Source organism: Tenacibaculum lutimaris (assembly GCF_003610735.1).
Taxonomy (GTDB): domain Bacteria; phylum Bacteroidota; class Bacteroidia; order Flavobacteriales; family Flavobacteriaceae; genus Polaribacter; species Polaribacter lutimaris.
This window is the reverse complement of sequence record NZ_RAQM01000009.1, coordinates 413603-423381: the sequence shown is the minus strand read 5'-3', so window position 1 is coordinate 423381 and position 9779 is coordinate 413603. Positions and strand designations below refer to the sequence as shown.

Annotated in this window: 12 protein-coding genes; 1 reads left to right on the top strand and 11 read right to left on the bottom strand. The window is 28.7% G+C overall.

The window, feature by feature from the left end:
- Positions 1–156: 156 nt before the first annotated feature.
- The 11 genes from C8N26_RS10265 to C8N26_RS10215 all read right to left on the bottom strand — a co-directional run bounded on the left by C8N26_RS10265 (position 157) and on the right by C8N26_RS10215 (position 9162).
- A complete protein-coding gene (locus C8N26_RS10265; RefSeq protein ID WP_120187196.1) occupies positions 157–732 on the bottom strand; it encodes a Crp/Fnr family transcriptional regulator in 576 nt (191 codons plus the stop codon).
- Positions 733–874: 142 nt separating this feature from the next.
- Entirely contained in the window at positions 875–1318 is a 444-nt protein-coding gene (locus C8N26_RS10260; RefSeq protein WP_120187195.1) for a nucleoside 2-deoxyribosyltransferase, read from the bottom strand.
- Between the two features lie 65 nt (positions 1319–1383).
- Positions 1384–1758, bottom strand: coding sequence for a hypothetical protein (locus tag C8N26_RS10255; protein ID WP_120187194.1), 375 nt, complete (start codon positions 1756–1758; stop codon positions 1384–1386).
- 47 nt (positions 1759–1805) lie between these two features.
- Entirely contained in the window at positions 1806–3116 is a 1311-nt protein-coding gene (locus C8N26_RS10250; RefSeq protein ID WP_120187193.1) for a short-chain dehydrogenase, read from the bottom strand.
- A gap of 163 nt (positions 3117–3279) precedes the next feature.
- A complete protein-coding gene (locus C8N26_RS10245) occupies positions 3280–3735 on the bottom strand; it encodes a hypothetical protein (protein WP_120187192.1) in 456 nt (151 codons plus the stop codon).
- Between the two features lie 101 nt (positions 3736–3836).
- A complete protein-coding gene (locus C8N26_RS10240; protein ID WP_147418501.1) occupies positions 3837–4187 on the bottom strand; it encodes a hypothetical protein in 351 nt (116 codons plus the stop codon).
- 65 nt (positions 4188–4252) lie between these two features.
- Positions 4253–5713, bottom strand: coding sequence for a potassium/proton antiporter (locus C8N26_RS10235; RefSeq protein WP_120187190.1), 1461 nt, complete (start codon positions 5711–5713; stop codon positions 4253–4255).
- A gap of 166 nt (positions 5714–5879) precedes the next feature.
- Positions 5880–6386: a nuclear transport factor 2 family protein gene (locus C8N26_RS10230; RefSeq protein ID WP_245962554.1), complete on the bottom strand. Its 507-nt coding sequence runs from the start codon at positions 6384–6386 to the stop codon at positions 5880–5882.
- Between the two features lie 19 nt (positions 6387–6405).
- Positions 6406–8379, bottom strand: coding sequence for a PspC domain-containing protein (locus C8N26_RS10225; protein ID WP_120187189.1), 1974 nt, complete (start codon positions 8377–8379; stop codon positions 6406–6408).
- Positions 8372–8716, bottom strand: a complete 345-nt coding sequence (locus C8N26_RS10220) for a PadR family transcriptional regulator (RefSeq protein WP_028890785.1) — start codon at positions 8714–8716, stop codon at positions 8372–8374. Before C8N26_RS10220 ends, C8N26_RS10225 begins: the two co-directional genes overlap by 8 nt.
- Positions 8717–8733: 17 nt before the next feature.
- Positions 8734–9162, bottom strand: a complete 429-nt coding sequence (locus tag C8N26_RS10215) for a DUF4870 domain-containing protein (RefSeq protein ID WP_120187188.1) — start codon at positions 9160–9162, stop codon at positions 8734–8736.
- A 154-nt stretch (positions 9163–9316) separates the two neighbouring features.
- Between C8N26_RS10215 and C8N26_RS10210 the strand changes: the two genes are divergently transcribed.
- Positions 9317–9772, top strand: a complete 456-nt coding sequence (locus tag C8N26_RS10210; protein WP_028890787.1) for a DUF4442 domain-containing protein — start codon at positions 9317–9319, stop codon at positions 9770–9772.
- Positions 9773–9779 lie beyond the last annotated feature (7 nt).

Here is a 9779-nt window from a genome sequence, read left to right as displayed (position 1 = left end):
TGACGAAATCTAGGTTTCAACGTATAACATAACCTTACTCTACGCTTTTTTCTTTCTGATTTATATTACTAAATTTAAACAATTGCTAACTTAAGTTGTATAACATTTTAGTTCTGCAAATGTCTTTTATACTCTATTTGTTTTCATTGATTCAAATCAAGAAATACGCTTTTTAATTCTGCTTAGTGTTTCTGGGGTTACGTTTAAGTACGATGCTAAATGGTATTGAGGTATATTTTGTATCCATTCAGGTTTGTAAATAAATAATTCATTATACAATTCTTCAGGTGATTTTGTAGTACGATTAAACTCTAGTCTCTCTTTTTGTTTTAAAAGTTTTTGAAAAGAGGCTTCAACAAAGGTTTTACCACATTGATATTTTTCTAACAAATCAAAAAAAGGCTGCCTTTCAATGCTTAAAATTTCTACAGATGTTAAGGTTTCTTGGTTTTTCTTGGTAGCAGTATTTTGACTAAAAGTTAGTAAATCGGAAATAAATTGTGGCTTTACATAAAAGTTGATATTAACTTCTTTGTCTTCGCTTGCGTAATATTCTCTTACAATTCCATTGTTTAAAAAACGCAACTTTTTTTCTTTGGAGTTTTCTAGTAGTAAAATAGTTCCTTTAGTGTGTTTTTCAACTTTAAATAGACTAAAAAGTTCATCAATTCCATGTTGATTTAAAGGAAATTCTGTTTCGAAAAATTTATAAATTTCTAGGAACGGTGTCATTAATCGTGTTTTTCAATTCCAAATACGAATGGTTTAGAATTGTTATCTAACAAAAATTCTTCTTTACTAATCGCTTTTCTAGGGTTAAATAGTAGTTTTATTATTTTGTAATTCATAACTATTATATTGGAGTATCACTTTATTAACTTTTGTTTAAATTAATAAGGTAGTCTATTATTTCTTGTTTAGAAGTGAAGATTTTATCAAAAGAACCTTCAATCATAGCATTTAATTTGGAATCGATAAAGGAAGCTCTCATATCAGTATGAAGCCCAATTATATGTTTTTTATTACTGTATGCAATACCAAGCTCAAAGCAAGCACCTTCATCTGGAACTCGACCATCTAGAACAAATAAAAAAATATCACAATTTAATATTTGTTTTATATCTAGATTAAATATAGCATTATTTCTCTCGGTTTGAGTCATTCCATCGAAAGGAGGTTTGTTTAATTCAGCACCGTCTCGTTGAGGTAAAAAAACTGTAAAACCAATATTTTCTATTTTAGATGTAAGGTTTTGATTAAAAGCTCTTTCAGCTTCATTAAAAAGAGGTCCAGCAAAATATACTTTATTTTTTAACATAAATTAATAGTTAGTTTTTGTAAAGGTAAGTTAAACATGTATAGAGGTATTTAGTTTTGTTATACTTAACTTATCTTTTCAGTAAATTCTAAGTAATTATCTTTTCCGAATGATATATAATACAAAGGGTATAGAATGATAATTCCTGCAATAATCAAAAAAATAAGACTTTTAGAAAACATAAATAAAGCAAAAAACACCATGATAACAGCTCTTATAATTCCTTCATACTTAAAGCTGTTAAGAGTTAAAGTTACGGTTTGATCATCAGTAACATTTATGTTGATTTTTTGACTACCACACCAAGAGGCTTTGGCATAAACTTCATATTCGCCATTTTCTAACTCATATTCTTTATCTTCTCTTTTTATTAAACCTAGTTCTTTTTCGTTAGCATAGATTTTAGCACCAACTGTGCTTTCAATTTTAATTTTTCCCATTTTAATTTTTAAGTTGTTTAATGTATTGTGTGTTTCTTTTTATAGAATTATTCAACTAATTCTTTTGTTTTGTTCCAAAGGCTCTTTCCTTTATTCTTTAAGTCTTCTGTACTGGCATACTCTTTTAGGTTGTCAATAAAACTTTTTAGATTATCAATAGTTTTAAATATTTCATTTGTATGTGGTACATTTTGTTCTTTCATTACTTTTTCCCAATCTACTTTTGATAAAATTGAGTACATGTATTTTGTAGCGATTTTACTCAAAAAGAATTTATCATAAAAACCATTTAATACCTTACCTGACTCTCTGTTCTTAACATATTCAATAGATTCATCTATTCTTTCTTTATCTTCTGAAGAGAGTAGGGTACTTGTTTTAAGTTTGGTTAAAGAAGTAATTGCTTTTTCATTTTCTTCGTTTTTTAAATATAAATAGGTTTCTATTGACCAAGTAATTTCATTATTTAATCCAATTTTATTAGCATCTTTTAAAAATGCTTCAAAATCTTCAAGAGCACGTTTTTCATCAATTTCTCTTTCCATCATTAATCGGTCAAAACCTCTAAACAAATGATTTAAAGAGTGAAGTCCTAAATGAGTACTTTTATTATCAAGATTTCCCCATTGAAAAAAAGCTCTTGTGTAGGGTAAATCCACCTCTTTATTGTTGTTTAACCAATTGATGTTTCTTGAAATTTCATCTTCAGATAAATAATAAAGACCTTTTTCAAAAAACAAGAAGCCTCTAAAGTATAGTAGTAGAGTTTTTATTTCAGAATCAGGTAGTAATTCAGGATTTGTTTTTGTGCATTCATAAAGCGATACTTCCTTACCTAAATCTTTACTTAATATTACAATTGCACTTAAAATAGCGTGCTCTATATTTTGAACATATTCTTTTTCTTCTCCTTTATAATACTCTCTTTTTTTGCTAGTAGAGTCTCCGTAAATTAGATTAAAAGAGTCTACTAATGTTGGAAAAATATCTTCATCAGTTTTCATAATGAAGTCTTCCATTTTTTTATAATCACGGTATATTAAAATGTAATCTATGAGTGATAAACTTTCTGGGTTTTTAACATCATATTTTACCACTTTATTAAAAATCCTATCAAGATCTTTTTTAAAAGACTGAAATTCTGTAGAAATAGTATCTTTTTCTGCTGAAGATCTGATTAGAATTTTACCAAATTTATAAGTGGCTATTTTATAGGAATCTAAGTTTTCTTTTAAATCTGTTTTGTCTTTTTCAAGTAGTTCTTCGTCTGTTTTTTCTTTGTTAAAACAACTAATTATTAAAAATAAAGATAATAATAAAGGCAAGTGTTTTAGATTTATTTTAAAAAGTGTTTTCATAGTAATTTATAAGGAATAAGAAAAGTAAATAACCTTTAAGCAAACAAGGTACTTACCTCTTTTTTTAGTTTAAAAATATAAGGTAAAAGTAAAAAGTTATTTTAAAAAAATCTAAACCTTAAAATATTTAAGGTTTAGATCGTGGGGTGAAATTTACTATTCTTTATAGACTACTATTAATTATAAGAGACCATTTGTTGGCAACTAACAGTTCGTTACTAATTAATAAATCTGTTTTTTCATCATAAATAATAATAGAAGTAACCTCATTTTTTTTAATGAAATTGAGCTCTATTAATGCAATTGTTTTATCGTTTATACTTCGTGTTTTTTTTATAACAACACATTCATCAATTTCTTGTAAATTAATAACTTGACTATGTGTGGTTTCTTCGGATTGTTTATAAAAGAAAAGAAAATTTTTAGATTTATCAATTCCTAAAATAAAATCATTACAAAATTCATACTCTTGTATAAAGCAATTGTATTCTTGAGAAAGGTTATTTAGTATTTGAAGTTTTTCATTCTTCTTTGTTAATTGTCTTTTACGTACTAATATAAAAGGGGCTATACATATAACTAATAGTACAGCACCAACGATTGTGGTTCCTAAATCCATTTATTTTTAAATTAATTACATTAAGTTTTACTCTTTAGTTTATAAAGAGTGTGTTTTCTTAGTAAGATTGATTAGTTGTTTGTTAAAACTTAATGAAGTTCTCACCAATGATAATGGAAAGGAAATATTAAATCAGATTTTTTATAGGCTATTAAAATATTTCTTGAAAAAGAAACATATTGAAGATATTTTCTGTTGAAAGATAATTCAATAGATTTTAAATTAATACCAATTTCAGAAAATGTATTTTTTACATTATTTGAAGGAAGGTTATTAAAGTAATTAGTGAAGTTTTCTGACTCTGAGGTATGTTCTACGCCCTTAGAAGAAAGTTTTTGTTTGTATTCTTTATGAGAAGGGTTTGGATCGCTAAACTCACTAGAAAAAGATTGATCTTTTTGCGTATAACCAATGGTAGAAAAATATACCATTGTAATAAAAAGGACGCTCAAAAATCGCAACATTTTTTTCATGCTACAAAATTACTTTAATAATTAAAATTAAAACTAATTATTAGTTAATTTTTAAGGCTTTCATTAATTTCTTTAAAAATACTAGGTTTATCAGCAAGAACAATCAAAGTGTCAGCAACATTTATCGTAGTTGAACCATTAGGAGTTATATAATTACCCTCTCTTTTTATCAAGGCTATAATAGCGTTTTTAGGAAAATCTAATTCTACAATTTTTTTATTTGCCGATTTGCATGATTCTGTAATTGTAATTTCTTGCATTAGAGCTTTCGGGTTTTCTTCTAATAGCATATCGGTGGCACTCAATCTTTTTGTTTCTTCAGGCAAAGCAACGTTTAACCATTTTGCAACAATACTAAGCGTTGTACCTTGTATTAAAATAGAAGTAACCGATATAAAAAATACAATATTAAAAATAATATTAGCTTTATCTATACCAGCTAAAAGAGGGTAGGTAGCAAACACTATAGGAACAGCGCCACGTAAACCAACCCACGAAATATAAAAACGTCTTCTTAACTTCATTTTAAAAAAAAGCAAACTAATAAAAACTCCCACAGGGCGAGCAATAAAAATTAAGAAGAGCGAAATAATAAGTCCAATACCAATGTAAGGAACAATTTGTGAAGGAAAAACAAGTAACCCTAAGGTTAAGAATAGTACAATTTGCATTAACCAAGCTAATCCATCAAACATTTTTAAAATAGTTTTTTTATGAATTAAGTTTTGATTTCCTAAGTAAACAGCACAAATATAAATAGCTAAAAAGCCATTACCACCTATAAAATCTGTAAATGAAAAAGTAATAAACATAAGAGCAATAACCAAAACAGGATACAATCCTTCAAAGTCAAGTTTAATTGAGTTTATTATTTTTTTACTAAGTATACCAAATAAAAAACCAGCAATAGCACCAAATATCATTTGTTGTAAAAATAAAGGTATTATAGAGGTTAAACTTTGATCTTGATGGGTTACCAACGTTAAAAAAGCGATAGTTAATACGTAAGCCATGGGGTCGTTACTACCACTTTCTAACTCTAAAGTGGGGCGTAAGTTTTCTCTTAATGCTAAGTTTTTAGAGCGTAAAATAGAGAATACAGCAGCTGCATCGGTAGAAGAAACAATAGCACCTAGTAGTAAGCTTTCGTAAATTGTAAAATTGGTAACATTCCATACGAAGAGGCCCAAAGAAACAGCAGTAAGCAATACTCCTAAAGTAGAAAGTACTAATCCTTCTTTGAGTATAGGTTTTACAGCTTTCCAATTAGTGTCTAAACCACCAGAAAATAGAATAAAATTTAAAGAAACAATTCCTATAAATTGTGCAGCTTTTGGATCGTCAAAAATAATACCACCAACACCATCAGATCCAGCAAGCATTCCAATGCTTAAAAACAGCAAAAGAGTTGGAACCCCAAATTTATAGGATGTTTTTCCAACTATAATACTTATTAAAAGTAAAACAGATCCTATTAATAAAATATTTTCAATAGTTAAATTCATGCAAGAAATGTTTTACACAAAGATATGTGTTTTAGCATTTTTATTATTGAGTTTATATAAAGAAAAAGCCAAAGCTGTACAGCTTTGGCTTAACTAATAAAACCAAGTATTAGTGTCATCGGAGTTAGCTAACCAATGAACTAATGTTTTTAAAATCAATTATATGTTAATGCAGGCTAATAACTTTTGTTATTAACCACTTTGCGTTTTCTTTTTTCCAGATAGCAATAAATTTACTAGGGATAGATTTAGCGTTAGGTTCTCTATTATTAAAAAACTTATGATAACCTATTTGGACTGCCCCATATTTATTAATAGGATATACTTCAATACTTCCTTCTATTAATGTACGAGTAACCTTACCACAAATATTTCTTTCTGTAGCGGCTATAATTTCACTTTTTGAAGTAGATAAGCCTCCTTTGTCATGAAAGAACTCAATATCATCACTTAAAATATCAGACTGTGTTTTCATGTCACAAGTATTGTAAGCGTTAAAGAATATACTATCCATTTTTACAATTTGCTTGTGCAAGTCAATGTCAACAGGTTTATAGTTTGGAATTTCTTGTACTTGTCCATTCATTACCCATGATAGTAAGAGTGTGTATAGCAGGGTAACTATTTTCATAAAAAAGTTACCCTTAAAGAAGAAGTCAAATAAATCGTTCATAGTTTTTCAGTTTATGCGTTTACCAAGTTTTAAAGCTCAAAGCTCCTTCTTCATTATACAGCCTACGGAAACCTTTTGATATATCATCTAATGTACCGTTTGAAATTTTTATACTACCTACATAGCCATCGTTACAATCAATTTCTAAAACAAGGTTATTAATTGTTTTATCACTATTAAATTTTGAATCAACAATATCAATATCTATGTTTTTACGATCTTTAAACCAGTCAATTAATTTGTTAAGTTCATCTTCAGTAGTGTTTTTTGAAATGATAAATTCAGCTTTTACATTATTAATTGTACTATCAAATAAGAAACTTACTTCATCATCATTATCAGAATCCCAATCATCAGAATCTTCATTATTAATGTCTTCCTCATCACAATCTAAACAATCAAAACCTTTAGATGTCATTTTGAAATGGTGGTTAGCCATGTCACGATCGTATACGTTTTGAACGTTTTTTACATCATCTAAAAAGTTACGAGACGATCCTTCAAAATATATAGTTGTTCCTTCAGGAATGTATATTATTGCATTTATCTCTTCATCTTTCCAAATGTTTTTAAAAGCACTTAAAAAGAAGGCGTCAAAAACAATAGTATTGTTATCGCTTTTATAAGCATATTTTATAGCTTCTGCATTATTGTTTGCATCATTACGCTTTTTTCCTTCAGATGTTTTTTTAATTTCAATATATGCGCTATCAGTTTCACTTTTACGAACATCAATATTAATATTGTTAGAATACTTTAGTTCTTTATCATCAATATTCACCAACATCGCGTTATCACGATTTCGTAAATTATGTAGGTAATGAATATTATCATCGTTAACAACTCGAATCTTTAAAGGTTCTTGCTGGTTGTAGGTAATACTATGTTTAGTAACATGTGTACCATCATAAGCATGAGATGTAGCAAACTCTATACCTGTAAAACCTATTGCTAATAATGAGATTAACCATAAGCCGAATAAGGTTAAAATAGTAGCCGTACTTAACTTTTTAATATTCGGAGATAAAATTCGTAATCCCAAAATAAATAAGACCATAAAAGGAATACCGATTAAGAAAAACAAAAAGGTCATTAATAACCATTTAGGCATTACCGAATCATAGAAGAATGGTGGATATTGAACTATATCTCCATCGAAGTTTAAAATTTCTAAGCTTCCTACAGAGAATAAACCTAGCAATAATGAAATAATAGTAATACCTGCAATGAAAATTAATAAAACGCCCATGAATTTACCGAACACTTTGAATAGTGTTAGTAATATTTTACCCATTGTGTCTAAAAAATCTTGTAATCCTGATTTAGTTTGGTTACGTAGCTTTTGGTAATCAGCATTCGAAATTTTATCCGATAAATCATGGGCGCCTTCCTTTACCTTTGATGATAAGTTATCAAATTCGTTACGAATTTTTTTTTCAATATTGTCAATGTTTACAGCTTCACCTTCCATTTGTAATTTTTCAGAAGTAGTTTTAGCTTCTGGTAATAATACCCATAAGATGATGTACCCTATAATTCCAAAACCGAAACCAGCTAAGGTTAGAATAAGAAAAGCTAAACGAATCCAAACAACATCTATGTTAAAATAGTGCCCAAGTCCAGAACAAACTCCTCCTAAAAATTTGTCGTCACCATCTCTAAACATTTTTTTACTAGAGGTGTTTCTATTGTAACTGTAAGAAGTATTTTCGTTATATGCTTCTTCAGCTTCTGCATAATCTTCAGGTTGCCCCATAATAGCAATAATTTCTTCAATATCGCTTTCATTTACTACTTGACGAGCATCGGTAATTCTTTCAGATAATAATTCGCTAATACGAGCTTCAATATCTGCTATAATTTCATTTTTTCCTTGCGGATCGTCACTTAACGAACGAGCAATGGCGTCTAAGTATCGTTTTAATTTCTGATAGGCAGTTTCATCTATATGGAAGAAAAATCCGCCCAGGTTTATATTTATTGTCTTATTCATCTTTAGTTGATTTTGTACTTGTTACTTGGTTTACTGCGTTTACTAAATTATGCCATGTTTTGTCTAATTCTTTTAAAAACATTCCGCCATTTTCGGTGAGTACGTAATATTTTCTAGGAGGTCCAGAGGTTGATTCTTCCCATCTGTAGCTTAGTAATCCTGCGTTTTTTAAGCGGGTAAGCAACGGATATATGGTTCCTTCAACCACAATCATTTCTGCACTTTTAAGGCTAGAGAGTATCTCAGAGGTATAAGCATCTCCTTTTTGTAAAATGGATAAGATGCAATATTCTAAAACACCCTTACGCATTTGTGCTTTTGTGTTTTCTATCTTCATGTAATGCGGTTTATGGGTTATTTTATAAATTTTATTGTAAAAGGGTAATGGTATCGTTCACCTTTATTAGCATTCATAGCAGCGATAATTATCAATGCTATTTTTATAATTGATATAAGTCCTGCTAAAGAAGCAAAACCTAGAAAACCGAATAGGCCTCCATATCCATGATGTCCTCCAAAGTCAATGTCAATTCCATTAAATCCGTGCATTACATTTCTAAAAAAGAATGGGATAAAAGAGGCGCTAACAATAAAGATGTACAACCCGAAACTAATATTAAAGTTTACAGCTTCTTTACCGTGGTCATCTAAAAATGTACTTCTCTCTTTTAAGGTTTGCCATAAAATTAAAGGAGTAATAATACTTCCTAGTGGGAATAAATATCCTGCAAAAGCAGATATATGTATTAAAAAGGCATTGGTATTTTGTTTATTGTGTTGCATAATAAAACGAATTATATAATACTTTACAATACAAATATATATCTTTTAAAAGGTATTATGCAATACATAGTACTAAAAATTAACAAAATTTAACATTTATTTAAAGAGAAATAATTGGATAAAAAGCCGTACATTGCCTGTAAATACTGAAAAAATGAAGTTTACACCTAGAAAAGTTAATGCTTTTTTATTTTTTAAATTACCCTCAGCTTTTTTTACTGGGGTACGTTTAAAATCACTTACTGATGATACTGCTGAAGTAAAAGTTACCTACAAATGGGTAAATCAAAATCCGTTTAAGTCGATGTTTTGGGCGGTACAAGGAATGGCATCTGAATTAGCAACAGGAGTTTTGGTAATGAAAGAAATCGCTGCATCAAACAGAAAAATTTCAATGTTAGTTACTAACATGAACGGAACTTTTACAAAAAAGGCAACAGGAAAAATACGCTTTGAATGTAATCAAGGACAATTAATAAGAGAAACGATTCAAAAAGCAATTGAAACAAGTGAAGGACAAACAGTGATTGTTACTGCAGAAGGTTTTAATAAGGAAGGTATTTCGGTATCGAAGTTTGAATATGAATGGAGTTTGAAGGTTAAAAATTAGTTTGTGA

What these genes read in the sequence shown, in the direction of transcription:
- C8N26_RS10265 (WP_120187196.1), bottom strand. Translation starts at nt 732, where the DNA reads ATGACACCGTTCCTAGAAATTTATAAATTTTTCGAAACAGAATTTCCT.
- C8N26_RS10260 (WP_120187195.1), bottom strand. Translation starts at nt 1,318, where the DNA reads ATGTTAAAAAATAAAGTATATTTTGCTGGACCTCTTTTTAATGAAGCT.
- C8N26_RS10255 (WP_120187194.1), bottom strand. Translation starts at nt 1,758, where the DNA reads ATGGGAAAAATTAAAATTGAAAGCACAGTTGGTGCTAAAATCTATGCT.
- C8N26_RS10250 (WP_120187193.1), bottom strand. Translation starts at nt 3,116, where the DNA reads ATGAAAACACTTTTTAAAATAAATCTAAAACACTTGCCTTTATTATTA.
- C8N26_RS10245 (WP_120187192.1), bottom strand. Translation starts at nt 3,735, where the DNA reads ATGGATTTAGGAACCACAATCGTTGGTGCTGTACTATTAGTTATATGT.
- C8N26_RS10235 (WP_120187190.1), bottom strand. Translation starts at nt 5,713, where the DNA reads ATGAATTTAACTATTGAAAATATTTTATTAATAGGATCTGTTTTACTT.
- C8N26_RS10230 (WP_245962554.1), bottom strand. Translation starts at nt 6,386, where the DNA reads ATGAACGATTTATTTGACTTCTTCTTTAAGGGTAACTTTTTTATGAAA.
- C8N26_RS10225 (WP_120187189.1), bottom strand. Translation starts at nt 8,379, where the DNA reads ATGAATAAGACAATAAATATAAACCTGGGCGGATTTTTCTTCCATATA.
- C8N26_RS10220 (WP_028890785.1), bottom strand. Translation starts at nt 8,716, where the DNA reads ATGAAGATAGAAAACACAAAAGCACAAATGCGTAAGGGTGTTTTAGAA.
- C8N26_RS10215 (WP_120187188.1), bottom strand. Translation starts at nt 9,162, where the DNA reads ATGCAACACAATAAACAAAATACCAATGCCTTTTTAATACATATATCT.
- C8N26_RS10210 (WP_028890787.1), top strand. Translation starts at nt 9,317, where the DNA reads ATGAAGTTTACACCTAGAAAAGTTAATGCTTTTTTATTTTTTAAATTA.